Genomic DNA, 25971 nt, shown 5'->3' on the forward strand with positions numbered 1-25971 from the left:
TTACCGTCGGGATGATGGTCACTACCGGTCAGCCCTCCCCGGCCACCCGCACCGGCCTGCCGGAGTTCCGCCCCGGCACCGACGAGATCGTCACCGGTGTGCTCGGCGACCTCGCCGCCGAGCCCGGCTGGCCCCGCCCGGTCCTGCTCGACCGCGATCTGCTGATCCTGGTCACTCACGGCCACGGCACCGCCGAGCTGGACTTCCGGCCCGTCCCCTGCCGTCCGGGCACGCTGCTGCGCGCGCATCCCGGCCAGGCGCTGCGGTTCGTCGGCGCCCAGCTCGACGCGACTGTGGTGAGCTGGCGGCCGGACGCGCTGCGCGGCCTCGACGTCGACCCGGACGCGGTGCCCGCCCACCGTCAGCTCGCCGGGGAGGACGAGGACGCGGTGATCAGCGAGGTGAGCCAGCTCGCCGTGGACGCCGACCGGCACGCGCTGGTGCCGGCCGCCGCGGCGCTGCTGCGCCACCAGCTCGCCGTGCTGCTGCTGCGGCTGAGCCTGCTGCCGCACCCGGGCGACGGCGCGACGCCCCGGGCCGAGACGGAGACGTTCCGGCGGCTGTGCCGCGAGGTGGAACGCGGCTACCGGCACACCCGCCGGGTGGAGGACTACGCCGCCCAGATCGGCTGCTCGGTGCGTACCCTGACCCGGGCCTGCCTGGCGGTGACCGGCCGCAGCGCCAAACAGGTGATCGACGAGCGGGTGGCGTTGCAGGCGTGCCGGCTGCTCGCCGCCACCGACGAGTCGATCGCCGCGATCGGCCGGGAGCTGGGTTTTCCCGAGCCGACGAACTTCGGCCGCTTCTTTACCCGCGAGGTCGGGGTGAGCCCGGGGACGTTCCGGGCCGAGCGCGAGCGCCCGCTGGCCGTCCGTCTGGTGCGACCCCGGCCGCCCGCCGACTCCCCCGTGCCGGGCGGCCAGGCATGATGGCACCGTGCAGATCTCCGCGCGCGGCGACTACGCGGTCCGGGCAGCCCTGAGCCTGGCCACCGCGTACCCGACCCTGCTGTCCACCCAGGCCATCGCGGCGGAGCAGGACATGCCGCGCAAGTTCCTCGAGGCGGTGCTGGCCGACCTGCGCCGGGCCGGGGTCGTCCGGGCCCAGCGCGGCGCCGAGGGCGGCTACACGCTGGCCCGGCCGCCGCGGGAGATCACCATCGGGCACGTGTTGCGCGCCGTCGACGGTCCGCTCGCGGGGGTACGCGGGCTGCGCCCCGAGGAGACCCGGTACGAGGGGGCGGCGGAGAACCTGCCCCGCCTCTGGGTGGCGGTACGCGCGTCGGTGCGCCGGGTGGTCGACGAGGTGAGCCTGGACGAGCTGGTCAGCGGCCGGCTGCCGGCTCACGTGCGCAAGCTGACCGCGCAGCCGGACGCGTGGGAGCCGCGCTGATTCACAGCGTGCCGACGACCTCCTCGTAGGGCAGGCGCGGCAGCCGTTCCCGCCAGGCGTCCGGCGCCGGGCGGCCGATGTTCATCAGCAGCAGCACCCGGTGCCGCCCTCCGGGGAAGAACTCGCGTTCCACGCCTGCGGCGTCGAATCCGGCCATCGGTCCGGCGGCCAGCCCGGCGGCGCGTACGCCGACCAGCAGGTAGCCGATCTGGAGCGCGGCGTTGAACCGGGCCTGCGCCTCCCGGCCGGCCGGGTCGCCGGTGAACCAGTCGCGGGCGCCGGGGCGGTGCGGGAACAGTTCGGGCAGCCGGTCGTGCCAGTCCACGTCGGCGGCGAGCACGGCGGTCAGCGGCGCGGTCGCCGTCTTGTCCCGGTTGCCGACGCTGACGTACGGCAGCAGCCGCGCCCGGGCCTCGGCGGAGCGCAACAGCAGCACCCGCAGCGGCTGGGCGTTCATCGCTGTCGGGCCGTACCGGATCAGGTCGTGGACGGCGCGGACCTGCTCGTCGGCGACCGGCTCGTCGGTGAACGCGTTGGCGGTGCGGGCGGCCCGGAACAGCAGGTCCTGGGCGGCCCGGTCGAGCGCGATCAGGTCGTCGGCGGCGGCGGTCACCACGCCTCGGGCCAGTCGCCGAGCGTGGTGGTGTAGCCGCCCCGGTGGTGCAGCAGCGGGTCGCCGTCCTCACCCGCGCCGAGCGCGAGCGGCTCGCCGAGCAGGATGGTGTGGTCGCCCGCCTCGATCCGGCGCACGACCCGGCACAGCAGCACTGCCAGCGCGTCGCCGATCAGCGGCACGCCGAACGGCCCGATGGTCCAGCCCGGGTGGGCGGTGAACCGGTCGATGCCGCTGGTGGCGAAGATCTGCGCGATCTCCTGCTGGCCGGAGGCGAGCAGGTGCACCGCGACGTGTTCGGCCTGCTCGACTGTGGGCCAGCTCGACGACGCGCGGCCCAGGCAGACCGAGACCAGCGGCGGGTCGAGCGACACCGACGTGAACGAGGTGGCGGTGAAGCCGGCCGGCGGCAGGTCCGGCCGCATCCGGTTGCCGCGCAGGCCCGGTGTGGTGACGACGGTGACCGTGGACGCCTGGCGGCGCAGCAGGCCGCGGAACGAGTCGACGTCGACCGGGCGCAGCTCGACGGTGGCGGCGCCGGGCCGGTCCACGGTGGTCACGACGCCACCAGCTGTCGGCGCGACGGTGAGTGCAACCGGTCCACGAGAGCCTCCAGTCCAGGGGTAGCAGCGGCGGCACGGTGTTCTCTCCCGATACCCCCGGATGAGGGATGCGATGCGGGGCGACCAGCACTCATGCTGCCGACCGCTCTCCGCGCCGGTCAACGCCCTTCCAAAGAGTGAGACTTTCGTCGCTGGCATTGTTACTACCCGCCACCACCAGCATTTACGACTCCTTAACACCTACCCGTTGGATAGAGATTTTGCCGGGTGACGGTCCCACCGTCCAGAGCGGACCGGGCATGGTTTCGCGAATCGTCGATCCGGGCATGTTCCAGATCGCAGAGGCAGGGAGACGAAGGAGGCACCCCCGATGGGCGTCCAGTTCCGCAAGCGCAAGAAGTACGGACCGCTGATCCTCCACTTCACCCAGAACGGCTTCTCGTCGTGGAGCATCAAGATCGGCCGCTGGTCCTGGAACTCGAACACCCGCGCCCACCGCGTGGACCTTCCGGGGCCGCTGTCCTGGAAGCAGGACAAGACCCGGGCCTGACCACCCGGACGTGGATCGGGGCGCCGGCGACAACGCCGGCGCCCCGATCGTCGTACCGGCCGGGTTCGCGGTTCCGCCGACCACGGCGTCCCGGTGACCGGAGAATCGCCGCATGGCGGACGTGTCCCTGCGGCGGTTGCGACGGCGGGCCGTCGCGGCCTGCGCCCTCATGCTGGTCGGCTACTTCCTGGTGCCGGTCGAGGCCGATCCGAACGGCCTGCGGCTGGCCCTGCGCTCGATCGGCACGGCGGTCCTGGTGGGGGTGATCGCGTTCCTGGTCACCGGCCAGGTCCGCCGCCAGCTCGTCCGGGACCAGCCGACCGGCCGGGACGAGGACCGGGCGCTCACCCGGCTCGCGGTCGCGCTGATCGCCGGGCTGCTGGTCTTCGCGCTCGGCGACTACGTGGTCGCGAACACCCGGCCCGGGGAGTTCGTCGGCCTGCGGACCCGCGTCGACGCGCTCTACTTCGCACTCGCGACGCTCACCACAGTCGGCTACGGCGACGTGCACGCCCAGGGTCAGATCGCCCGGGTGGCGGTGTGCGCGCAGATGGTGTTCAGCATCGGTGTGGTCGCCACCGGGGCGTCGATTGTGGTCAAGCAGATGACCCAGCGGTCGGGACGGCGCTGATCGACACGTCCCCGCCGAGCCGGCCGTGCTCCGGGTCGCGGGTCACCGCGCCCGAGGCGAGCAGCGAGGTCAGCGCCCGGTTGACGTCGGTGGCCCGGTAGACGGTCGAGGTGGTGGCGAAGCGGCGCAGCTCGGTGACCGTACGCGGGCCGGAGCGGGCCAGCTCGGCCAGCAGTTCCCGGCGCAGCGGACCGGGCTCGGGGTCGAGTGAGATGTCGAGCAGCCGGCCCTGCGGGTCGGCCGGGTCGCGGTAGCGCACGCCGGCGTACTCGTCGACCGCCCAGAGCGCCTCCTTGACCGCCTCCAGCCCGTGGTCGGAGCCGGTGCCGTAGCCGAGCAGCCGCGCCGGGCCGTCCCCGTCGGGCACCAGCTCGACCTCGGTGACGAGCGGGAACCCGGCGTCGGTGAGCGCCGGGCGCAGCGAACGGCCGGGCGCGGTGACGAGCAGCAGTTCGGCCGGGCGCCCGGACGCGGCGGCGGCGAGCAGGGCCGGGTCCGGGTCGGCGCCGTCGGCCACTGTGAGCAGCGGCGCACCTGCCGCACCGGCCGCCTTGAGCGCCACCGGCAGCCGGTCCGGGCCGCCCGGCACGAGGTGCACGGCGACGTCGGCGGGCAGGGCGGCCTCGGCGGCGCCGAGGCGTACCGGCAGGTCGGTGCCGTCGTCGGCCACCACCAGCACGGTCAGCCGCCGCCCGCGCAGCCGGTCGGCGAACTCGGCCACCACCCGCAACGCCTCCTCCGCGCCGGCGGCGTCACCTCCGGCGTACGCGAGCGCGAGCGTGGCCCGCCGCGCCCGGTGCAGCGCGGCGGGGAGCCAGTGGTCGAGCCGGCGGACGAGCAGCTCGCGCAGAACGGCGTCGGTGGACATGGTGCCGTTTCTACCGCACGGCGCGGCGGGCCCGGCCGTGAACCCCGCTCAGACCGGGACGGAGATGCCCACGCCGCCGCGCGTCTGCCCGCCGTAGCGCTGCCGCTCGCGGTCGAGGTCGAGCCGCCCGATGCGGGTACGCGCGGCGAGCGCGGCGTCGTCCAGCAGGTCGGCCGGGACGATCCAGACGATCTCGAACTCCAGGCCGTCCGGGTCGCGGCCGTAGAGGCTCTTGGTGGTGCCGTGGTCGGACGCGCCGACCAGCGCTCCGGCGGCGGAGAGCCGCTCGGCGGTGGCGCCCAGCTCGTCGAGCGTGTCCAGCTCCCAGGCCAGGTGGTAGAGCCCGACGGTGGCCCGGCCGGCCTGGGACGCCCCGGCCGCCGCGCCGATCTCGAACAGCCCGAGGTCGTGGTCGTTGGTGGAGTCGGGCGCCTGGAGGAAGGCGGCGCCGTGGAAGCCCTCGGGCGTCATCGGGACCCGGCGGAAGCCCAGCACGTCGCTGTAGAAGGCGACGCTGCGCTCCAGGTCACTGACGTAGAGGACGGCGTGGTTGAGTCGGTGGATGCCCATGCCACCGACCGTACCCCGGTTTTGTTGAGCGTTCAACTATCGGCGCTATGATGGGCGTCATGACCCGGTGGCTGGACCCCGACGAGCAGCGGACCTGGCGCGCCTTCCTGACCGCCTCCCGGGCGCTGATGGAGACACTCGACCGTGAGCTGCAACACGACGCGGGCATGCCGCACGCGTACTACGAGATCCTGGTCCGCCTCTCCGAGGCCCCCGGCCGACGGCTGCGGATGAGCGAGCTGGCCGAGCTGACCGGCTCCTCGCGCAGCCGGCTGTCGCACGCCGCCGCCCGGCTGGAGGCGTCCGGCTGGATCCGCCGGGAGGACTGCCCCACCGACCGGCGCGGGCAGGTCGCCGTACTCACCGACGAGGGCTTCGCCACCCTGGCCGCCGCCGCGCCCGGCCACGTCGAGGGGGTACGCCGGCACCTGTTCGACGCGCTCAGCCCGGCCCAGGTCGACCAGCTCCGCCGGATCAGCGAGACGCTCGCCGACCACCTGACGGATTCGGGACCAAACTGATCCACTGCGGGTCTTGTACATACCGTCGCCGGACGAGCACGATGGGGCGTGTCCTCCGGCTTCGCTGACCTGACCGTCCAGGCGCACCAACTGGTGTCCGAAGGCGACCTCGACGGCGCGCAACGGCTGCTCGCCGACGCGCTCAGCGACGCGGATCCCCGACCCGGCAACGCCTCCCCCGAGCTGGCCGAAGCAGCCGGCCTCCAGGCCCGGGTGCTGGTCGCGCTCGGCGAGCCGCACTCCGCCCGTGGCTGGGCCGCGTTCGCGTACGCGGCAGCCACCCGGCTGTTCGGCCGCTCCGACGAGCGCACCGTCACCGCCGCCGCGACGCTCGCCGCGGTGCTGCACCGGGTCGGCAGCGACGCCCGGGCGGCCCGGCTCTACTCCGACGTCATCATCGAGCTGACCGCCCGCGACGGCCCGGAGTCGCAGCGGGTGCTCGCCGCGCACGCCGACCTGGCCACCGTGGAGTACGCGCGCGGCCAGTGCGAGGTGGCCCGCGACCGGTTGCAGGACGCCTGGGAGCTGCACCGGGAGGTCTACGGCGACGGTCACCCCAGCGGCATCAAGATGCTGGCGAAGCTCGGCGCGATGGAACGCGACTGCGGCCGGTACGCCGACTCGCACGAGCACCTGACGCTCGCCGAGGAGCTGTGCCGGCTGCACCTGGACTCCGACGACCCGCTCGCCGCGCAGGTGGCCGGGCTGGCCCGCGCCGCCGCCGACCCGGACCACGTCTGCCCCGCGCCCGCCCCGGCTCCCGAGCCGCCGCCCGCCCGGACCACGCCTGTGGTGCCCGCCGCCCGGGTGCCCCCGCCGGCCGAAGGGCCGCACGACCTGCCGCCGTACTCGCCGCCCGCGCTCGACGAACCGGTCGAGACGCCGCTCTACCACCCACCCGGACGGGCCGCCGAGACCGCGCACGTGCCGACGCCGCGTACCGCGCCGGAGGCCGACGGGTTCGACGACTACCCGTGGCCGCCCGACGACCCGGCCGAGCAGCCGTGGCGCCCGGACGCCGACCCGCTGCCGCCCACAGTGGTCGGTCTCGCCGACGACCAGGCCGGGGTACGCCGCGTGCCGCCGCCCCCGCCCGAGCCGCCGTCGCGCTACCTGCCGGTGCACGTGCCCCGGCCACCCGTCGCGGAGCGGCGCGCCCGGCCCTGGCTGCCGCTCGTGGTGCTCGGCGTCGCGGTGGCGCTGCTGCTCGGCACCGTCGCGGTGATCGCCGGGGTGTCCCGGGTGGACGACGGCCGCGACGCCCCGCCACCGGCCACCAGCGCTCCGCCGCCCACCTCCGCCGGTCCCGTGCCGTCCACTCCCGCAGCCGCCAAGCCTGGCACGCCGCCCGGAAGGTTCACACTCACCGACCGACGCGACAGCATCGTGCTGAGCTGGACGTACCCGGCCGGCGCGGAAGGGCCGGTGGTGGTCGCCGGGGGCCGGTCCGGGCAGCCGCAGGGCACGTTCGCGACGCTGCCCGCCGGGTCGGCCGACTACATCGCCTACGGGCTCGACCGCACCACCGACTACTGCTTCACTGTGGCACTCGTCTGGTCCACCGACACGGTCGCGCGCACCGGCCCGGTCTGCACCAAGCGCCGCCGCTGACCGCTCACTCCGCGTCCGGCTCGGCCAGCGCGGGCAGCCGTACCGTCGCGCGCAGCCCCGGCGCGGCGGCGCCGGGCGTCGCGTCGGCCAGCTCCACCGTGCCGCCGGCCCGCCGTACCAGCTCACGCACGATGGCCAGGCCCAGGCCCGCGCCGCCCGCGTCGCGGGCCCGCGCGTCGTCGAGCCGGGTGAACCGGGCGAACACCCGCTCCCGGTCCGCCGCCGGGATGCCCGGCCCGTCGTCGGTCACCGTGATCAGGTGGTACGCCCCGTCCGGCCCGCTCACGGCCAGGTCCACGGCCGAGGACGCGTGCCGCAGCGCGTTGTCCACCAGGTTCACCAGCACCCGGCGCAGCTCCCCCGCGTCCCCCTCGACCCATCGGGGCGCGTCCGGCGGCGTCAGCCGGACCGGCGGCGACGGGTAGCGGGCGGCCACACCGCGCAGCAGCTCCCCCAGCTCCACCGGGCCGACCGGGGACGGCCGGGCGTCCTGCTCGTCGAGGCGGGCCAGCAGCAGCAGGTCGTCCACCAGGCGGCTCAGCCGCTCCGTGTCGGCGAGCAGGTCGTCGGCGACCGCCGGCCAGTCGGTGTCGCCGCCGAGACGCCGGGCCACCTCCAGCTCGGTACGCATGTTCGTCAGCGGGCTGCGCAGCTCGTGCGCGGCGTCGGCGACGAACGCGCGCTGGCGGTCCCGGGACGCGGCCAGCCGGTCCAGCATGTCGTTGAGCGTGACCGCGAGCCGGTGGATCTCGTCCTGCCCGGCCGGTACGGGCAGCCGCTCCGCCCCGGCCCGCCCGGTGATCTCGGCGGCGCCGCTGCGCAACTGCTCGACCGGCCGGAGCGTCGCGCCCACCACCCGCCAGGCCACCACGCCGAGCCCCGCCACCAGCAGCGGGAAGCCCACGAGCAGCAGGTTGCGGACCACGTGCAGGCTGTGCCGCACGTCGGTGAGCGACTTGGCGACCAGCACCGTACGCGGCTCCTGCGCCGTGCCGGCCGGCACCGTGACCACCCGGACCGGGCCGGGCATGCCGGCGCGCCGCCCGTCGACCACCAGCCGCTGCCGCTGCCCGGGACGCAGCTCGTCCGGGCCGAGCATCGGCACGAGGCGGTCCGCGTCGATCGAGGCGGCCCGGATCCGGCCCTGCGCGTCGACCACCTGCACCCGCAACTGCCCGCCCGCGACGGGCAGCGGGTCCGGCAGCGCGTCCTCGGCGGTCAGCAACGCGACCGCGTCCGCGGTACGCAGCGCCTCCTCGTCGACCGACCGTTGCAGCGTCCAGCCCAGCGCGCCCAGCAGCAGCGTCCCGCCGAACGCGAACCCGACCGCCAGCCCCACCACGCCCAGCGCGAGCAGCCGCGCCCGCAGGCCCAGCCGCGGCAGCGGGCCGCGTATCCACCGGCTCATGTGGCCAGCCGGTAACCGGCGCCGCGTACCGTCTCCAGCCGCTCCCGGCCGATCTTGCGGCGCAGGTAGCCGACGTAGACCTCCACCGCGTTCGGCGCGGTGTCGACCGAGGCGTCCCAGACGTGGTCCAGCAACTCGGTCTTGGAGACCACCTCGCCGGGGCGGCGCATCAGGTAGTCCAGCAGCGCGTACTCGCGGCTGGTCAGCACCACCTCGGTGTCGGCCCGGGTGACCCGGCGGCGGGCCGGGTCCAGGCGCAGGTCGCCGACGGTGAGCACGGTCGGCCGCCGGGGCGCGCCGCGGCGCAGCAACGCCCGCAGGCGGGCCAGCAGCACCACGTACGAGAAGGGCTTGGTCAGGTAGTCGTCGGCGCCGCAGTCCAGGCCGTCGGCCTGGTCGTACTCGCCGTCCTTGGCCGACAGCATCAGCACCGGCAGCCAGCGCTGCTCGGCGCGCAGCCGGCGGACCACCTCGTACCCGGACAAACCAGGCAGCATCACGTCGAGGATCATCGCGTCGTACTCGCCGTGCCGGGCCGCGTCCAGCCCGTCCGGGCCGGTAGCCGCCACGTCGACCACGAAACCCTCCGCCGACAGGCCCCGGCGCAGCGCCGCCGCGAGCCGCGTCTCGTCCTCCACCACCAGCAACCGCACCGGTCAAGGGTGCCACCATGGGGTCACCCGTAGGGGATCTCCTCAGCGTGGTCACAGCGACGGTCGCGCAGCATGGAGCGCAGGAGGTGCACACTATGTCAGTGATGAAGAACCGCGCCGTGCTGCGCTGGCTGGTCCCGGTGACCGCGGGGGTCGCCGTGATCGGCGGTGGCGCCGCCGTCGGCACGTTCGCCGCCGGCGCCGACCCGGCGCTGCCGCCGCGCAGCGCCGCCCAGCTCCTGGAAGACCTGCGCACGTCCCGCCTGGACGGGCTCTCCGGCACCGTGGTGCAGCGCGCCGACCTCGGCCTGCCGCCGATCGCCGCGCTCGCCGGCCAGGCCACCGGCAACGACCTGGCCGGCCTGGTCTCCGGTACGCACACGCTGCGCGTCTGGTACGGCGGCGAGGACCGGCAGCGGCTCGCGCTGGTCGACACGCTCGGCGAGCAGGACATCCTGCGCAACGGGCGGGACGTCTGGACCTGGAACAGCCGGGAGAACACCGCGACGCACCGGAAGCTGCCGGCCGACGCGCCGGAGCGGGCCACGGTGCCGGCCACCCCGGCCGACGCCGCGGACCGGGCGCTGGAGGCGATCGACCCGACCACCGCGGTCACCGTCGGCCGCACCGCAACGGTCGCCGGGCGGGACGCGTACGAGCTGGTGCTCACGCCGCGCGACAAGGCGTCACTGGTCCACCAGGTCCGGATCGCACTCGACGCGAAGGAGCACGTGCCGCTGCGCCTGCAGGTGCTCGCCGACGGGCAGGACGAGCCGGCGTTCCAGGTGGCGTTCACCCAGGTCGACTTCCGCACGCCGGAGGCCGACCAGTTCCGGTTCAACCCGCCGCCCGGCGTTAAGGTCACCGAGGCGACCGAGGGCGAGCGGCCCGGACCGGCCGGTAAGCGGTTCGAGAAGAAGGACGCCGAGAAGCCGGACGTCCGTACCGTCGGCACCGGCTGGACCACCGTGGTGGTCGCCAAGATCGGCGACGCGGCGACCGGCGGCGGCGCGAAGCCCGGCGCGGACGCGCCGGATTCCCAGATGCTGGGGCAGGTGCTCGGTGACCTGCCGAAGGTCAGCGGCGACTGGGGCAGCGGCCGGCTGCTCAGCGGCAAGCTGTTCAGCGTGCTGCTGACCGACGACGGCCGGGTGATCGCCGGTCTGGTCACGCCGCAGCGGCTCTACGAGGCCGCAAAGGGCTGAGAATCGCCGTGCCCGGGGCTCGGTCGGCTGACGCCGGCCGGGCCCCGAGTCGTGTCCGGGCTTGGTCTGGTGGCTGCCGACGCGCTATCTTTCTCAGTTCAGGCACAAAAAAGGAATGGCTTCTGAATGCCATTCCTGCGGCAATTTTAGTCAATGAGGAGCCGGATTGTCAACGCACTCCGACGTGTCGGCTGACCTGCGCCAGGACGACGAGATCGGCCGGGAACAGGAATACGTCTCGATGCTGTACGACCGGCTGGACGGCATGCGGGAACAGGCCGCCCGGCGGCTCGACGAGGAGTTGCGCCACACCGGTGGCACGCAGCAGGCCCGCTCGCAGCGCGACTCGACAGTCGCGATGTACGCCGACCAGGTCGAACAGTTCTCCGCTGTGGAGAGCGGCCTGTGCTTCGGCCGCCTCGACGGCGACGACGGCGCGGTCCGCTACATCGGCCGGATCGGGATCTTCGACTCGTCCGGCGACTACGACCCGCTGCTGATGGACTGGCGCGCCCCCGCCGCCCGGCCGTTCTACCTGGCCACCGCCGCCAACCCGCAGGGCGTACGCCGCCGGCGCCACCTGCGCACCCGCGACCGGAAGGTGACCGGGCTCAACGACGAGGTGCTCGACATCGCCGCCGCCTCCCCCACCGCACACGAGGAGGTGACCGGCGAGGCGTCGCTGCTCGCCGCGCTCAACGCCGGGCGCACCGGCCGGATGCGCGACATCGTCGAGACCATCCAGGCCGAGCAGGACCGGATCATCCGCGCCGACCTGCCCGGCGTGATGGTGGTCCAGGGCGGGCCCGGCACCGGCAAGACGGCCGTGGCGCTGCACCGGGCCGCGTACCTGCTCTACACCCACCGCCAGCAGCTCTCCACCCGCGGCGTGCTGCTGGTCGGCCCGAACGCCACGTTCCTGCGCTACATCTCCCAGGTGCTGCCCACGTTGGCCGAGACCGGCGTGCTGCTGCGTACCCAGGCCGACCTGTTCCCCGGCGTACACGCCCGCCGCGCGGAGCCGGCCACCACCGCGGCGCTGAAGGGCCGCGCGGTGCTGGCCGAGGTGCTGGCCGCCGCGGTCCGCGACCGGCAGTGGGTGCCCGACGAGCCGGTCACCATCGAGCTGCCGCAGCGGGAGGTGCTGACGCTCGACCCGGAGACCGTGCGGCAGGCCCGGGACCGGGTGCGGCGCACCGGCCGCCCGCACAACCTCGCCCGCGCCCTGTTCGACGTGGAGATTGTGCACGCGCTCGCCGACCAGGTGGCCGAGCGGATCGGCGCCGACCCGCTGGGCGGGGACAACCTGCTCTCCGAGGCCGACCGCGCGGAGATCCGCCGCGAGCTGCGTGAGGAGCCGGAGATCCGGGCCGCGCTGGACGAGCTGTGGCCGGTTCTGACCCCGCAGCGCCTGCTCGCCGACCTGTACGCCTCGCCGGAGCGGATCGCCACCGCCGCGCCGATGCTCACCGACGCCGAGCGGACCGCGCTGCACCGCGAGCCGGGCGGCTGGACGCCCGCCGACGTGCCGCTGCTGGACGAGACCGCCGAGCTGCTCGGCGAGGACGAGCGCGCCGCCGTGGCCCGCCGGGAGCGGATCCGGGCGCTGGAACGCGAGTACGCCGAGGGCGTGCTGGAGATCTGGCGCGGCTCCCGCTCCATCGACGTGGAGGACGAGGCCGACGGCGGTGAGATCCTCGGCGTCACCGACCTGATCGACGCGGACCGGCTCTCCGAGCGGCAGGAGGAGTCCGACCGGCTCACCACCGCCCAGCGCGCCGCCGCCGACCGGAACTGGGCGTTCGGGCACGTCATCGTCGACGAGGCGCAGGAGCTGTCACCGATGGCCTGGCGGCTGCTGATGCGCCGCTGCCCGAGCCGGTCCATGACGATCGTCGGCGACGTGGCGCAGACCGGTGCGCTCGCGGGCACGCCGTCGTGGGGCGAGGCGCTGGCGCCGTACGTGGCGGACCGGTGGCGGCTGGAGGAGCTGACCGTCAGCTACCGCACCCCGGCCGAGATCATGGCGGTCGCCGCCGACGTGCTCGCCGAGATCGACCCGGCGCTGCGGCCACCCCGCTCGGTACGCGCCACCGGCGTACCGCCGTGGGACCGGACCGTACCGGCGGACCGGCTGGTCACGGAGCTGGTCGAGGCGACGGCCCGGGAGGCCGCGTCGCTCGGTGACGGGCGGCTCGGCGTGCTGGTGCCGACCGGGCGGGTGGCCGAGCTGGGCGGCGCGGTGGTGGCGGCGCTGCCGGAGGCGACAGTGGGTGAGCAGCCGGAGCTGGCGAACCGGATCGTGGTGCTGACCACCGAGCAGGCGAAGGGCCTGGAGTTCGACTCGGTGCTGGTGGTCGACCCGGCCAGCATCGTCTCCGAGTCCCCCAGGGGCCACAGCGACCTCTACGTGGCCCTGACAAGAGCCACCCAGCGCCTAGGCATCCTCCGCACCCCCTGACTCCCTTGTCCCGCCCACCCTCCGCCCGCCCTCTGCCCGCCCTCTGCCCCGTCGATCATGAAGTTGACGGCGATGTGGATCTCCATTTCGGCCGTCAACTTCATGATCGACCGGCCCGGGCACGTGCTGCCCCACGTCCCGCCGGGCGCACCCTCCCGCGCTCCTCGCGCCCCCGCCCCTGCCCCCGCCCCTGCCCCCGCCCCTGCTCCGCGATCATGGAGTTGCGGCCCCGGAAGGATCGACAAAGCGGACATCTTTCGGGCCGAGAGTGCAAGATCGGCGAGTGAGGGCGGGGTGTGTGCCGGGTTAGGCACGTGTCCCGTCGGCCTGTTCCCGCCAGATCGGGGAACTGGCGGGCGCCTGCGCCAGATCGGGGACGTTGCTATGTCACGCCCGCTCTGACCACACCACTTCCCCGAGGTGGCGACGCGTGCACCAGATCGGGAAGTGGCGGCACCCTGCGCCTCGACCACACCACCTCCCCGAAGTGGCGACGCGTGCACCACCTCGGGGAAACGGCTTCATCCCATCCACCCCGACCGCACCACTTCCCCGACGTGGCGGGACGCCGTCAGCGCGAGCCGGGAGAAAGCCCCACGGTCGGGTAGGGCGGGAGCGGGTCGGGCGAACAAGCCACTTCGCCGAAGTGGCGACGCGCGCGCCAGATCGGGGACGTTGCTATGTCACGCCCGCTCTGACCACACCACTTCCCCGAGGTGGCGGCGGCAGCGTCCGCACGAAGTGGACGTCACACCGGGAACGGGGCTGGGGAGGGGAAGCGCAGACACGGGACGGCGGGGCGGCCGGAGGCCGTCCCGCCGTCCCGTCGTGCCTCGGTCAGCCTGGGTTGGGGCGGTTGTTGGTGAAGTTGCCCACCTGGGCACCCGTGGCCGAGTTGTCGCTCGTGGAGCCGCCGGCCGGGGTGCTCAAACCACCCGTGCTCGCGTCACCGGTCGTCGTCGGCGCCACCTTGCCCGGGTGCTTCTCGGGCTGGCGGGCCAGCCGGCGCACACTCGCCGGGCCGGCGGTGCCACCTGTCGTGGTCACCGCTCCCTGACCCCGGGTCGGTCCGCCGTCGCGCAGCACCGTCGGGTCGACGGGTACGTCCGCCGGGTCGTCCGGGTCGAGTTCCTGCCGCATCCGCTCGACGTCGGTCTGGGGCACCGTGACCTCGTCCAGCGCGCCCTCGCCGTACACGCCTCCGGCGACCCGCTGCTCAGCCTGCCGGGCGGCGTCCTGCCGCATGTCGTCCTCACGCACGTCAACCACCTCGCAGCTCTCTCGGGGTATCGGTGGTGCGTGCCCGAGGGTGGGTGGCTGAAACCGGAACCGGCGGCGGGAGGACCGATGTGCGTCCCGGTGTCCGGTTCCGGCCGCGAGCCGAGCGCGACGGCCATTCGTCGGTGACCGGCGGTTACCTTGTCTCCGGCCCCGGGTAGACCCAGGGTGCCCCCGCCACAGAGCGCGAACCGCGCCGTGGCCGACCTGCGGTAGCGGGGCGAGGGTGTGCAGGTTAACGACTCATCAAATCCTGAGGAGGACCAGATGAGCACGCAGGCTGCATCCACCAGGCCGATGAACCGGCCGATGTCCGACGTCCAGAACCGGTCGAGCATGCAGGACACGTCGACCCGGCAGATGCCGTCGATGCACGACGGTCACCGGGAGAACATGCCGTCCCCGGGTACGGAGACGAAGCAGGCGTTCCTGACCACCGAGTTCTGGGTGTACGCCGCAGCGGTCGCGGTCGTCGTGATCGCCGCGTTCTGGCGAGGCGCCGCCACCAACGGCCTGAACATCAACAACCCGAACCAGGCCTGGTGGTACCTGACCGCGCTGACCGGCGCGTACCTGGTCAGCCGTGGCCTGTCGAAGGCGGGCAGCGCGCGTCGCTCCGGCAAGGAGCGCCGGGGGCGTTGACCCCCCGCCGCGCTAACGGCGACGCCCCCGGGATCCGTCCCGGGGGCGTCGTCGCATGTGCTCACTCCCCGCCGAAGTCCCCGAAGTCGTCGCCGCCGTCGAACGCGTCATCGAGCATCTCACCGGCGATCATGCCGCCGGCGACACCGAGCGCGGCGCCCGCGACCACGCCGCCCATGCCCGGGCCGCGCCGCCCGTGGCCGTGGTGACCCGGGTAGCCGTGGCCGCCGCCGTGCGGCATTCCGAAGCCCTGGGCCCGCAGGCTGCCGTAGCGGCCGGTGGTCTCCCGCAGCCAGCCGTCGACGACCTGCACCCAGTCGGTACGGGCGGCGTCGCTGTGCGGAATCGAGTACCTGCCGATGACGTCGTGCCCGGGGCTGAGGAAGCCGCCGCGCTTGTCGCACTCCAGGATCACCTCGACGCCCTGCTGGCTGGTCACGAACGTCAGCTCGACCTCGGTGACGGTCTGCGCGTACTGCGGCGCGGCGAAGAACTCGATCTCCTGGTAGAACGGCAGCGTCTGCGGCACGCCGTAGATGTGGCCCCGCTCCAGGTCGGCGTGCTTGAACCGGAAGCCGAGCGCCTGGAACGCCTCCAGGATCCGCTCGTGGATCGGCAGCGGGTGCACCGACACCTGGTCCAGGTCCGACTTGTCGACCGCGCGGGCCACCGCCAGCTCGGTACGCAGGCCCATGGTCATGCCGTGCAGGCGCTGGCCGTACACGTCGGTGATCGGGGTCTCCCACGGCACCGGCATCTGGAACGGGATGGAGAGCTGCTGCTTCGGGGCCAGCTCGAAGGCGCCGCTGACCGGCATCCGGTGGAACTCCATCACGCCCGCGAACTCGTGGTCGCCGCTCTCGATCTCGACCCGGGTCACCAGACCGATGTTGATCTGCTCGATGCGGGCCGGGGCGTCGCCGCCGACCAGGTTCACGTGCCCGTCCAGGGTCAGGCCCGGCCGGGTGTTCGGGTTGCTGAGCACCGTGTCGACGGTCGGACCGCCCACGCCGAACGCGCTCAACATCTTCTTGAAGACCATCGGTCACTCCCGTGCAACTGCGCTCCGACATGGACCGTCGGGCACTTCGTCAGGGCACCCTAGACGGCGGGGCTGAGAAGTGCCTGTGAGGCACGCCGTGGTGTCAGTCCGCGCGTACCACCACCAGCTCGCCGACCTGCTCACCGAGCTGCCGGCGGGCCTCCGGCGGCAGGCCGCCGTCGGTGATCAGCACGTCGGCCTCCTCCAGCGGCGCGATGGTGGCGATGCCGATGGTCTCCCACTTGGTGTGGTCGGCCAGCACCACGAGCCGCCGGGCGGCGCCGATCAGCCGCCGGTTCACCGCCGCCTCCAGCAGATTGGGCGTGGTGAAGCCGGTACGCGGGCTCATCCCGTGCACGCCGAGGAAGAGCAGGTCGACGTTGAGCGCGGCGATGGCCGCCTCGGCGACCGGGCCGGTGAGCGCGTCCGACGGGGTACGGATGCCGCCGGTCAGCACCACCGTCTGGTCGGCGCGGGGGTTCTGGTAGAGCGCGTCGGCCACCGGGATCGAGTTGGTGACCACTGTCAGTCCACGTACCTCGGCCAGCCGGGCCGCAAGCGCGGCGGTGGTGGTGCCCGCGGACAGCGCCACCGCCATCCCCGGCTCGACCAGCTCGGCGGCCCGTTCCACGATGGCTCGCTTCTCGGCCTGCTGGCGTACCGACTTGGCGGCGAAGCCGGGCTCCTCGGTGGAGCCGGGTCCGGCGAGCGTCGCTCCGCCGTGCACCTTGTCGATCAGGCCGCGGTCGGCCAGCACCTCCAGGTCGCGGCGGATCGTCATGTCGGACACCCCGAAGCGGCTGACCAGGTGACTGACCCGGACGCCGCCGCTCCGGCGGATCAACTCCAGGATGGCGCTCTGCCGTTGCTGGGCGAGCATGGGGACCTCCTCGGCGCGAACGGCAGGGTACCGGTCAGGCGGTCGCGGGCACCGGCGCGGGCTCCTCGCGGACCACCGCCACCTCACCCGCCGGCACCTCCAGCTCGCCGTCGCAACGGGCGCCGCCGAGCAGCTCGACGCCGCTGACCGCCAGCCGGGCCGGTTCGGTGGTGTGGTTGACCACGAACAGCCAGCTCCGGTCCGCCGAGCGGCGGCGGACCACCTCCACCCCGGCCGGCGCGCGCACCGGCGGACGTACGCCGGTCTCGGCGAGGAGCCGGGCCACCAGCCGGTCGGTGGCCTCGTCGTCGAGCCGGGTGCCGACGTACCAGGCGGCGCCCGCGCCGACCGCGTGCCGGGTCAGCGCCGGCACGCCCGGCAGGGGCCCGTCGGTGTACGCGGCCAGCACGTCGGCGCCCTCGGCGTGCAGCCACTCGGTCCACACGTCGGCGCGGGCACCGTCGTCGAGGCGTACCGTCTCGCCTTCCCGCAGCGGGAAGAACTCCTCGACGCGTACGCCGAGCAGGTCGCGGAACGCGCCGGGGTAGCCGCCGAGCCGGATGTGGTCGTGCTCGTCGACGATGCCGCTGAAGTAGGTGACCACAGCGGTGCCGCCGGCCTCCACGAACCGGCGCAGCGCGTCGGCGTCGGCGTCGCGGACGAGGTAGAGCGTGGGCACCACGACGAGCCGGTAGCGGGACAGGTCGGCCGACGGGTGCACCACGTCGGCGGTGACCCCGGCCCGCCAGAGCGCGGCGTGCAGCGCGGACAGCCGGTCGGTGTAGGTGACGTCGACGCTCGGGTGGGAGTCGAGTTCGGCGCCCCACCAGGCCTCGTAGTCGAACAGGATCGCCACGTCGGCGTCGACGCGGCTGCCGCGTACCTCGGCGAGCGCGCGCAGGTCGGCGCCGAGCCGGCAGACCTCGCGGAACACCTTGGTGTCCGGCCCGGCGTGCGGCACCAGCGCCGAGTGGAACTTCTCCGCGCCGGCCCGGGAGGCCCGCCACTGGAAGAACAGCACGCCGTCGGCGCCGCGCGCGACGTGGGCGAGGCTGTTGCGGCGCATCTGGCCGGGCGTCTTGGCCACGTTGCGGGGCTGCCAGTTGACGGCGCTGGTGGAGTGCTCCATCAGCAGCCACGGCGCGCCACCGGCGACGCCCCGGGTGTGGTCGGCGGCCAGCGCGAGGTTGACCTGCGGCTGCGGGTCGGCGGCGGTGAGGTAGTGGTCGTTGGAGACGACGTCCACGTCGGAGGCCCAGGAGTGGTAGTCCAGGTACTTGATGCCGGTGCCGATCATGAAGTTCGTGGTGACGGGCTGCGGGACGAGCCGGTTCAGCAGTTCCCGCTCGGCGCGCAGCTGGGCGCGCTGCTCGTCGGAGGAGAACCGCAGGAAGTCCAGCTGCTGCGTCGGGTTGGCGAACGTCGGCGCGGTACGCGGCGGGTTGATCTCGGCCCAGTCGTGGTAGCGCTGGCTCCAGAAGGCGGTGCCCCAGGCCGCGTTGAGCGAGTCCAGGTCGCCGTAGCGCTCGCGCAGCCAGCCGCGGAACGCCTCGGCGCTGACGTCGCAGTAGCAGTGCACGTTGTGGCAGCCGAGTTCGTTGGAGACGTGCCAGAGCACCACGGCGGGGTGGCGCGCGTACCGGCGGGCGACAGCCTCGACCAGGGCGAGCGAGTGGTCCCGGAACACCGGTGAGCTGGGGCAGTACGCCTGCCGGCCACCGGGCCAGAGCACCGTGCCGTCGGCGCGGCGGGGCAGCGTCTCCGGGTGCCGGTGCGCCAGCCACGGTGGCGGGCTGGCGGTGGCGGTGGCCAGGTCGACGCTGATGCCGCCGTCGTGCAGCAGGTCGATCGCCCGGTCCAGCCAGTCGAAGACGTACCGGCCGGGGGCAGGCTCGAGCAGGGCCCAGGAGAAGATGCCGACCGAGACCAGGTTGACCCCGGCCCGTCGCATGAGTTCGACGTCCTCGGCCCACGTCTGCTCGGGCCACTGCTCCGGGTTGTAGTCCGCGCCGTACCAGATGCCGTCGCCGTGCCAGTTCCGCATGACAGCAGAGGGTGCCCCCGAACAGCACCCAAGTCAACACTTTCCAACATCGACTGAAGTTCCAACGTTTACCGACTCTTTGCCCTGCCGTACCGCCGACAGCGTCGTCTTTTTGCCCTCTTGACAGCGCCGCGCCAAGGGGTAGCTTCAAGCGCCACCGGCTGTTTGTGTTCGGACGTGTGGATTCTCGGTGGATCTGCTGCGGCCGACACGAACACCGCTCACCGCCAACGATCACGGTCCATGAGCGCAGCGCACCTCTTCCACGCAGGAGGCACCATGTCCCGTCCCCGCTCGCAAGCCGAATACCTCGCCCGGCTCGTACCCCCGTCAGTCGCCGGCCTGAACCGGCGCTCGCTGCTCGCCGGCGCGGCCGGCGCGGGGGCGCTGCTCGGCACCGGTCTGCTCGCCGGCTGCGGCGACTCCGACTCCGGGTCCGGCGGCGACGCCAAGAGCGTCTCCCTCGGCTCGAACCAGTCCGACCCGAAGCCCAAGGACGTCGTCGCCAAGGTGATGGACGGCTTCAAGACGTCCTCCGGCGTGACGGTCAACATCAACACGGTCGACCACAACACGTTCCAGGAGAACATCAACAACTACCTGCAGGGCAAGCCGGACGACGTGTTCACCTGGTTCGCCGGCTACCGGATGCGCTTCTTCGCCGCCAAGGGCCTGGCCGGTGACCTCAGCGACGTGTGGGGCAAGCTCGACGGCTACTCCGACGCGTTCAAGAAGGCGTCCACAGGCGACGACGGCAAGCAGTACTTCGTACCGGCGTCGTACTACCCGTGGGCCGTCTTCTACCGCAAGTCGGTGTGGCAGCAGCGCGGCTACGAGGTGCCGAAGACGCTGGACGACCTGAACACACTCGGCGCGCAGATGAAGAAGGACGGCCTGAACCCGATCGCGTTCGCCGACAAGGACGGCTGGCCGGCGATGGGCACGTTCGACATCCTCAACCTGCGGATCAACGGCTACCAGTTCCACATCGACCTGATGGCCGGCAAGGAGGCGTGGACCTCCGACAAGGTGAAGAAGGTCTTCGACACCTGGGCCGGGCTGCTCCCCCTGCACCAGCCGGACTCGCTCGGCCGCACCTGGCAGGAGGCCGCGCAGTCGCTGCAGCAGAAGAAGAGCGGCATGTACCTGCTCGGCCTGTTCGTCGGCCAGCAGTTCAGCGGCGCCGACCTGGAGGACCTGGACTTCTTCACGTTCCCCGAGATCGACTCCACGATCGGCGCGAAGGCGCTGGACGCCCCGATCGACGGCTACATGATGGCCCGCAAGCCGAAGTCCAAGGACGCGGCGCAGAAGCTGCTGACGTACCTCGGCTCGAAGGAGGCGGCGGACATCACCGTCAAGAACGACCCGAGCACGCTTGTCGCCAACAGCGGCGCGGAAACCGGTGCCTACACCGCGCTGCAGAAGAAGGCCGCCGAGCTGGTCGGCTCCGCCACCGAGATCGCCCAGTTCCTCGACCGGGACACCCGGCCGGACTTCGCCTCCACCGTGATGATCCCGGCGTTGCAGCAGTTCATCAAGGACCCGAAGGACATCGGCGGGCTGCTCACCAGCATCGAGAACCAGAAGAAGTCGATCTTCACCAGCTGACGGCGGAAGGGGGAAGGACATCATGTCCGACCTGCCCCTGATCCAAGCGGATCGCGCCGTGCCGCCGCCGGCCGCGACCACCACGAACGGTGGTCGCGGTCGCCGGCTACGGCTCCTGTCCCGCACCGACCGCGTGGTCATCACGCTGATGGTGCTGGTACCCCTGTTGCTCGTCACCGGGCTGGTCTGGCTGCCCGCGGTGGCGACGGTGCTGCTCTCCGGCACGAACTGGGACGGCATCGGCCCGATCTCCGAGATCGAGTGGGTCGGGGCCAAGAACTACGACGACGTGGTGAACATCTACCCGCCATTCGTCCCCGCCGTGCAGAACAACCTGCTCTGGCTGGCCGCGCTGTTCGTGGTGGCCACCCCGTTCGGCATGTTCCTCGCCGTGCTGCTCGACAAGGAGATTCGCGGCAGCCGCTTCTACCAGACCGCGCTCTACCTGCCTGTGGTGCTGTCGCTGGCGCTCATCGGCTTCGTCTGGCAGCTCATCTACAGCCGCGACCAGGGGCTGCTCAACGGCGTGTTCGGCGGCGAGACCGACTGGTACGGCGACCCGGACGTCAACATCTGGGCCGTACTGGTGGCGGCCGGCTGGCGGCACGTCGGCTACATCATGCTGCTCTACCTGGCCGGCCTCAAGGGCGTCGACCCGTCGCTGCGCGAGGCCGCCGCGGTGGACGGCTCCTCGGAGACCAGCACGTTCTTCCGGGTCGTCTTCCCGGTGCTGCGCCCGATCAACATCATCGTGCTGGTGGTGACGGTGATCGAGTCGCTGCGCGCGTTCGACCTGGTCTGGGTCATCAACAAGGGCCGCAACGGGCTGGAACTGATCTCCGCGCTGGTCACTCAGAACGTGGTGGGCGAGGCCAGCCGGATCGGCTTCGGCTCCGCGCTGGCGACCATCATGCTGGCCGTCTCGCTGGTCTTCATCACCATCTACCTCTGGACCGTGATGCGGGAGGACAAGCGATGACCGCCGTCTCCGCCGGCCGCCGCCGCCCCGTGCGGCCCGCCCGGGTCGTCCTGCACCTGTTCCTGGGTACGGTCGCCGTGGGCTGGCTGTTCCCCATCCTCTGGGCGGTGCTCACCTCGTTCCGCTCCTACGAGTACACAGCCGCCAACGGCTACGTGTCGCTCGGCGGCTGGACGGTCGACAACTACGTCACCGCCTGGCGTACCGCCGAGTTCGGCAAGCACTTCCTCAACTCGGCGTACATCACCGTCCCGGCGGTGCTGCTCACGCTGTTCCTCGCCTCCTGCGTGGCGTTCGTGATCGCCCGGTTCAGCTGGAAGCTCAACATCGCGCTGCTCGGCCTGTTCACCGCGGCGAACCTGCTGCCGCAGCAGGCGCTGCTCATCCCGCTGTTCCGGATGTTCACCGAGATCCCGCTGCCGGCCTGGATGAGCGACTCGGAGCTGCTGTACGACAGCTACTGGGGGCTGATCCTGGTCAACGTCGCGTTCCAGTGCGGCTTCTGCGTGTTCGTGCTCAGCAACTACATGAAGGCGCTGCCGCACGAGCTGTACGAGGCCGCGATGGTCGACGGGGCGAACGTGTGGCGGCAGTACTGGCAGGTCACGATGCCGCTGTGCCGCCCGGCGCTCGCCGCCCTCGCGACGCTCGAAGTCACCTGGATCTACAACGAGTTCTTCTGGGCCACTGTGCTCATGCGTACCGGCGACAAGTTCCCGGTCACCAGTTCGCTGAACAACCTTCGCGGCGAGTTCTTCACCGACAACAACCTGGTCTCGGCCGGCTCGGTGCTGGTCGCGATCCCCACCCTGGTGATCTTCTTCCTGCTGCAGAAGCAGTTCGTCCGGGGTCTGACGCTGGGAGCCTCCAAGGGATGACGATCGTCCACCTGCGCCGCGCGCGGACCAGCCTGGTGCTCGACGCACGCGGCCCGGGGCTGCCCCGGGTCGTGCACTGGGGCGCCGACCTCGGCCCGCTGCCCGACGAGGACCTGCCCGCGGTCGTCGACGCCACGGTGCCGCCGGTGGTGCCGAGCAGCTTCGACACGCCCACTGTGCTGTCGCTGCTGCCCGAGGCGAGCGCCGGGTGGAGCGGACGTCCCGGTCTCGCCGGTCACCGCGACGGCCGGGACTGGTCGACGGCGTTCCGCCTCACCGGCCTCGACGTGTACGACGAGCCCGCGGCACCGTCGCCCGCCCTGTTAGGAGGGGCCCCTTTACATGCACCAGGCGTTAACAAGGGGCCCTTCCTTTCCTCCGGGCGGGTGGAGGTGCGGGCGGCGGATCCGGGCGCGGGGCTGAGCCTGACCGTCGAGATCACGCTGGACGCGGCGGGCGTGCTGACGCTGCGGCACCGGCTGCGCAACGACGGCGACGGCCGGTACGAGGTGCGGGAGCTGACGCCGGTGCTGCCGGTGCCGGCGGTCGCCACCGAACTGCTCGACCTGACCGGCCGCTGGTGCCGGGAACGCGCGCCGCAGCGGCACCCGTGGCCGATGGGCGCCTGGGTACGCGAGGGGCGGCACGGCCGCACCGGCCACGACGCCACGTTGTTGCTGGTCGCGGGCACCGCCGGGTTCGGTTTCCGGCACGGCGAGGTGTGGGCGGTGCACACCGCGTGGAGCGGCGACCACGTCACCGCCGCCGAGCGCCGCCCCACAGGTGAGTCCACGCTCGGCGGCGGTGAGCTGCTCGCACCCGGCGAGATCGTGCTCGGGCCGGGCGAGGAGTACGCCACTCCCCTGCTCTACGCGGCGCACTCGGCCGACGGGCTGGACGGGCTCAGCGACGCGCTGCACACCCACCTGCGGACCCGCCCGTCGCACCCCCGCACGCCGCGGCCGGTGACGCTTAACGTGTGGGAGGCGGTCTACTTCGACCACGACCTGGACCGGCTGCGGACGCTGGCCGACCGGGCCGCCGAGGTCGGTGTGGAACGCTTTGTGCTGGACGACGGCTGGTTCCGTGGCCGGCGGCACGACCAGGCCGGGCTCGGCGACTGGTGGGTCGACGGCGAGGTCTGGCCGGACGGGTTGCAGCCGCTGATCGACCACGTACGCGGGCACGGCATGCAGTTCGGGCTCTGGGTGGAACCGGAGATGGTCAACCCCGACTCCGACCTGTTCCGCGCCTACCCCGACTGGGTGCTCCAGGCGCCGGGCCGGCTGCCGCCGCCGTGGCGGCACCAGCAGGTGCTCGACCTGGCCCACCCGGACGCATACGCGTACCTGCTCGAACGGCTCGACGCGGTGCTGAGCGAGCACGACGGGCTCGCGTACCTGAAGTGGGACCACAACCGCGACCTCACCGAGGCCGGGCACGCCGGGCGGCCCGGGGTGCACGCGCAGACCCTCGCGGTCTACCGGTTGCTGGACGAGCTGCGCGCCCGGCACCCGGACGTCGAGATCGAGAGCTGCTCCTCCGGCGGCGCGCGCGTCGACCTGGAGATCCTGCGCCGCACCGACCGGGTCTGGGCCAGCGACTGCAACGACGCGCTGGAACGGCTGTCCATCCAGCGCTGGACCGGCCTGCTGCTGCCGCCGGAACTGATCGGCACGCACATCGGCCCGGAGCGCTCGCACACCACGCACCGCGTGCACGACCTGAGCTTCCGCGCGGTCACCGCGCTGTTCGGCCACCACGGCATCGAGTGGGACATCACCGCGATCGACGCCGGCGAACGGGCGGAACTCGCCGCCTGGGTGGCGCTGCACAAGCGGCTGCGCCCGCTGCTGCACACCGGCCGGGTGGTCCGGGCCGACCACCCGGACCCGGCCGTGCAGGCCCACGGCGTGGTCGCCCACGACCGCAACCATGCGGTGTACGCGGTCAGCCGGGTCGCCACCTCCGCGGCGCAGGTGCCGGGCGCGGTGCGGCTGCCGGGGCTGGACCCGCAGCGGCGCTACCGGATCTGCCCGCCCGCCGGAGTACCGGAACCGGCCCTGCTGGAGCTGTCCCCGCCGGGCTGGCTGGCCTGGCCGGGCGACGGCATCACGGTGAGCGGTTCGGTGCTGGGCACGGTCGGCGTTCAGCTCCCCGCCCTGCACCCCGAACAGGCCCTCCTCCTGGAGGTCACCGTCGTCGGCTGAGAGGCGCCGGCAGCGGTGACCGGCCCGTTCAACCGCGGGAGCCTACGCGCCCGGGACGTTCGTGGGTCACCGGCGCCGCCGCGGGACGCGAGTCGAGGTGGCCGCAACCCCACCGGCCAATGGATGGGTCACGGTGGCCGGGCCGGACTCGCCGGTCGAGCGCCACAGCTCGTGGAGCGTGGGCCACCAGTCGGGGTGGCTCTCCACCACCTCGGCCAGGACGGGGCTCTGCTCCACATGTGCGCGGGCCACCGGTGCCAGGAGTGGGCGAATCGGAAGTCGGGCAGCAGCCCGGCCACCTGCAGCTCGCACTCCAGCACGTCCGCGAGTAGCTCCGCGAGGGTGATCACGACGGGCCGGTCGGTGTCGGTCGGCGCGGAGGGCTTCCGGTCGAAGAAGTATGCGCGAAGCGGCGGATTCTCCAACAGGCGGTCGTGCCAGGCGCGAGACAAATTGTTCACTTCCATCAGCGCGGTGGCCGAGCCGATGCCGTTGTTGATGCGGCTCTGTTTCGCCACCTCCCGCGTCTGCACGGCGGAGAAGCACAACGACACCGCGACCAGCATCAGACTGACGAAGCCCAGAATCGTTTCCCACATGTCCCCGCCCTTCAAGGAGTACGACCCTCCTCACGCTAAGCGGAGAGCGCAACACCCTGAGTCACCAATTTCCGGCCGCGTTCCTCCCGACGGCGATCAGCGGTCCGGCCGTCCTCAGGCGGCGGCGCGACGGACGGTGTCCCGCAGGGCCAGGGCCACTGCGGCGAACAGGGCCGCGCCGCAACCCACGCCGGAGATCAGGCCGACGGTGCCGGCGCCCGCGCCGAGCGCGTGGGCGAGGAACCCGGCCAGGCCGAGCGCTGTCATCACGGCGCCCAGCCAGTGGTAGAGCGGCATCCGCCAGACGTGGGCGAGGCCGAAGAAGTGCACGCCGACGACCACCGCCACCCAGGCGACGGCCACGGCGGGGCGGTCCAGCACGTTGTTGATCACGGACAGGCCACCGAGGAGCGCGACCGCCTCCAGAGCCACCACCAGCCAGTAGCGGCGGTCCATGAACCCGGCGGCCTCCCGCTGCGGGGCGGGCGTCTCCCGGCCGGCCACCTGGAACAGCGTGACCAGGAGCAGCGCGGCCACCAGCAGGCCGGCGACGCGCACCACGAGCGGCCAGGGCGCGGGCAGGCCACCGCTGTTGACCAGCACGAACACGGTGCCGAACGAGATGGCCACGAGCGAGCCGATCACCAGCCCCGACGGTCGTCCCCTGGTCCCCGTGCTCATGGCGTCCCCTCCGGTCCCTCGCGCTCGCGCCTCGACCCGCGATCAAGGGCGTGGCGTCTGTACCCGCGCCCGGACGCGGCA

Annotated in this window: 25 protein-coding genes; 13 read left to right on the plus strand and 12 right to left on the minus strand. The window is 72.9% G+C overall.

Annotated elements, in window-relative coordinates:
* Window positions 1-11 precede the first annotated feature (11 nt).
* Both BFV98_RS10700 and BFV98_RS10705 read left to right on the plus strand, forming a co-directional pair.
* Window positions 12-929 carry a helix-turn-helix transcriptional regulator gene (locus BFV98_RS10700; protein ID WP_013284926.1) on the plus strand — a complete coding sequence of 306 codons (918 nt, stop codon included), beginning with the start codon at window positions 12-14 and terminating at the stop codon, window positions 927-929.
* 7 nt (window positions 930-936) lie between these two features.
* Window positions 937-1392 (plus strand): Rrf2 family transcriptional regulator, encoded by a 456-nt coding sequence (locus BFV98_RS10705; RefSeq protein ID WP_013284925.1) that lies wholly within the window; start codon window positions 937-939, stop codon window positions 1390-1392.
* Between the two features lies 1 nt (window position 1393).
* On the opposite strand, the gene BFV98_RS10710 is transcribed toward BFV98_RS10705, so the two are convergent.
* A complete protein-coding gene (locus BFV98_RS10710) occupies window positions 1394-2005 on the minus strand; it encodes a malonic semialdehyde reductase (protein WP_071096117.1) in 612 nt (203 codons plus the stop codon).
* On the minus strand, window positions 2002-2565 hold the full coding sequence (locus tag BFV98_RS10715; protein WP_013284923.1) for a flavin reductase family protein: 564 nt from the start codon (window positions 2563-2565) through the stop codon (window positions 2002-2004). The genes BFV98_RS10710 and BFV98_RS10715 overlap by 4 nt, the downstream gene beginning before the upstream one ends.
* Window positions 2566-2938: 373 nt before the next feature.
* Here BFV98_RS10715 and BFV98_RS10720 point away from each other — a divergent pair, with 373 nt between their 5' ends.
* Window positions 2939-3118 carry a DUF4236 domain-containing protein gene (locus BFV98_RS10720; protein ID WP_013284922.1) on the plus strand — a complete coding sequence of 60 codons (180 nt, stop codon included), beginning with the start codon at window positions 2939-2941 and terminating at the stop codon, window positions 3116-3118.
* A gap of 112 nt (window positions 3119-3230) precedes the next feature.
* Window positions 3231-3749 carry a potassium channel family protein gene (locus BFV98_RS10725; protein ID WP_013284921.1) on the plus strand — a complete coding sequence of 173 codons (519 nt, stop codon included), beginning with the start codon at window positions 3231-3233 and terminating at the stop codon, window positions 3747-3749.
* On the opposite strand, the gene BFV98_RS10730 is transcribed toward BFV98_RS10725, so the two are convergent.
* Window positions 3715-4617, minus strand: a complete 903-nt coding sequence (locus BFV98_RS10730) for a hypothetical protein (RefSeq protein ID WP_071096119.1) — start codon at window positions 4615-4617, stop codon at window positions 3715-3717. The two genes, BFV98_RS10725 and BFV98_RS10730, sit on opposite strands and share 35 nt — an antisense overlap.
* A 48-nt stretch (window positions 4618-4665) precedes the next feature.
* Window positions 4666-5187 carry a VOC family protein gene (locus BFV98_RS10735; RefSeq protein ID WP_071096121.1) on the minus strand — a complete coding sequence of 174 codons (522 nt, stop codon included), beginning with the start codon at window positions 5185-5187 and terminating at the stop codon, window positions 4666-4668.
* Window positions 5188-5237: 50 nt separating this feature from the next.
* Here BFV98_RS10735 and BFV98_RS10740 point away from each other — a divergent pair, with 50 nt between their 5' ends.
* Window positions 5238-5708, plus strand: coding sequence for a MarR family winged helix-turn-helix transcriptional regulator (locus BFV98_RS10740; protein WP_013284918.1), 471 nt, complete (start codon window positions 5238-5240; stop codon window positions 5706-5708).
* Window positions 5709-5756: 48 nt separating this feature from the next.
* Window positions 5757-7319, plus strand: a complete 1563-nt coding sequence (locus BFV98_RS10745) for a tetratricopeptide repeat protein (RefSeq protein WP_071096123.1) — start codon at window positions 5757-5759, stop codon at window positions 7317-7319.
* Between the two features lie 4 nt (window positions 7320-7323).
* Here BFV98_RS10745 and BFV98_RS10750 read toward each other — a convergent pair whose 3' ends face one another.
* Both BFV98_RS10750 and BFV98_RS10755 read right to left on the minus strand, forming a co-directional pair.
* Window positions 7324-8727 (minus strand): cell wall metabolism sensor histidine kinase WalK, encoded by a 1404-nt coding sequence (locus BFV98_RS10750; protein ID WP_071096124.1) that lies wholly within the window; start codon window positions 8725-8727, stop codon window positions 7324-7326.
* On the minus strand, window positions 8724-9380 hold the full coding sequence (locus tag BFV98_RS10755; protein WP_013284915.1) for a response regulator transcription factor: 657 nt from the start codon (window positions 9378-9380) through the stop codon (window positions 8724-8726). Before BFV98_RS10755 ends, BFV98_RS10750 begins: the two co-directional genes overlap by 4 nt.
* A gap of 95 nt (window positions 9381-9475) precedes the next feature.
* On the opposite strand from BFV98_RS10755, the gene BFV98_RS10760 reads away from it, so the two are divergent.
* Window positions 9476-10585, plus strand: coding sequence for a sigma-E factor regulatory protein RseB domain-containing protein (locus tag BFV98_RS10760; RefSeq protein ID WP_071096126.1), 1110 nt, complete (start codon window positions 9476-9478; stop codon window positions 10583-10585).
* 241 nt (window positions 10586-10826) lie between these two features.
* The gene (locus BFV98_RS10765; protein WP_255368340.1) at window positions 10827-13046 is read left to right on the plus strand and encodes an AAA family ATPase; all 2220 of its coding nucleotides are present in this window, start codon (window positions 10827-10829) and stop codon (window positions 13044-13046) included.
* 837 nt (window positions 13047-13883) lie between these two features.
* On the opposite strand, the gene BFV98_RS10770 is transcribed toward BFV98_RS10765, so the two are convergent.
* A complete protein-coding gene (locus BFV98_RS10770; protein WP_041784166.1) occupies window positions 13884-14306 on the minus strand; it encodes a hypothetical protein in 423 nt (140 codons plus the stop codon).
* 285 nt (window positions 14307-14591) lie between these two features.
* Here BFV98_RS10770 and BFV98_RS10775 point away from each other — a divergent pair, with 285 nt between their 5' ends.
* Window positions 14592-14966 carry a hypothetical protein gene (locus BFV98_RS10775; RefSeq protein WP_013284911.1) on the plus strand — a complete coding sequence of 125 codons (375 nt, stop codon included), beginning with the start codon at window positions 14592-14594 and terminating at the stop codon, window positions 14964-14966.
* A gap of 61 nt (window positions 14967-15027) precedes the next feature.
* On the opposite strand, the gene BFV98_RS10780 is transcribed toward BFV98_RS10775, so the two are convergent.
* From BFV98_RS10780 to BFV98_RS10790, 3 genes are all read right to left on the minus strand, one after another.
* Window positions 15028-16008: a sporulation protein gene (locus BFV98_RS10780; RefSeq protein WP_013284910.1), complete on the minus strand. Its 981-nt coding sequence runs from the start codon at window positions 16006-16008 to the stop codon at window positions 15028-15030.
* 103 nt (window positions 16009-16111) lie between these two features.
* Window positions 16112-16888, minus strand: a complete 777-nt coding sequence (locus tag BFV98_RS10785) for a DeoR/GlpR family DNA-binding transcription regulator (RefSeq protein WP_071096130.1) — start codon at window positions 16886-16888, stop codon at window positions 16112-16114.
* Between the two features lie 34 nt (window positions 16889-16922).
* Window positions 16923-18932, minus strand: a complete 2010-nt coding sequence (locus tag BFV98_RS10790; protein ID WP_071096132.1) for a beta-galactosidase — start codon at window positions 18930-18932, stop codon at window positions 16923-16925.
* A 243-nt stretch (window positions 18933-19175) separates the two neighbouring features.
* Between BFV98_RS10790 and BFV98_RS10795 the strand changes: the two genes are divergently transcribed.
* From BFV98_RS10795 to BFV98_RS10810, 4 genes are read left to right on the plus strand one after another with little or no spacing between them, the layout of a single operon-like run.
* Complete coding sequence (locus BFV98_RS10795; RefSeq protein ID WP_255368090.1) at window positions 19176-20543, plus strand: ABC transporter substrate-binding protein; 1368 nt, start codon at window positions 19176-19178, stop codon at window positions 20541-20543.
* 22 nt (window positions 20544-20565) lie between these two features.
* Window positions 20566-21522 (plus strand): carbohydrate ABC transporter permease, encoded by a 957-nt coding sequence (locus BFV98_RS10800; protein ID WP_071096136.1) that lies wholly within the window; start codon window positions 20566-20568, stop codon window positions 21520-21522.
* On the plus strand, window positions 21519-22400 hold the full coding sequence (locus BFV98_RS10805; protein WP_013284905.1) for a carbohydrate ABC transporter permease: 882 nt from the start codon (window positions 21519-21521) through the stop codon (window positions 22398-22400). The genes BFV98_RS10800 and BFV98_RS10805 overlap by 4 nt, the downstream gene beginning before the upstream one ends.
* Window positions 22397-24610, plus strand: a complete 2214-nt coding sequence (locus BFV98_RS10810; protein WP_071096138.1) for an alpha-galactosidase — start codon at window positions 22397-22399, stop codon at window positions 24608-24610. Before BFV98_RS10805 ends, BFV98_RS10810 begins: the two co-directional genes overlap by 4 nt.
* Before the next feature lie 128 nt (window positions 24611-24738).
* On the opposite strand, the gene BFV98_RS10815 is transcribed toward BFV98_RS10810, so the two are convergent.
* Both BFV98_RS10815 and BFV98_RS10820 read right to left on the minus strand, forming a co-directional pair.
* Complete coding sequence (locus BFV98_RS10815; protein WP_071096140.1) at window positions 24739-25209, minus strand: hypothetical protein; 471 nt, start codon at window positions 25207-25209, stop codon at window positions 24739-24741.
* A 114-nt stretch (window positions 25210-25323) separates the two neighbouring features.
* A complete protein-coding gene (locus tag BFV98_RS10820; protein WP_071096142.1) occupies window positions 25324-25890 on the minus strand; it encodes a hypothetical protein in 567 nt (188 codons plus the stop codon).
* Window positions 25891-25971: the final 81 nt, after the last annotated feature.

Origin of the sequence: Micromonospora sp. WMMB235, assembly GCF_001855515.1 — a bacterium.
Taxonomy (GTDB): Bacteria; Actinomycetota; Actinomycetes; order Mycobacteriales; family Micromonosporaceae; genus Micromonospora; species Micromonospora aurantiaca.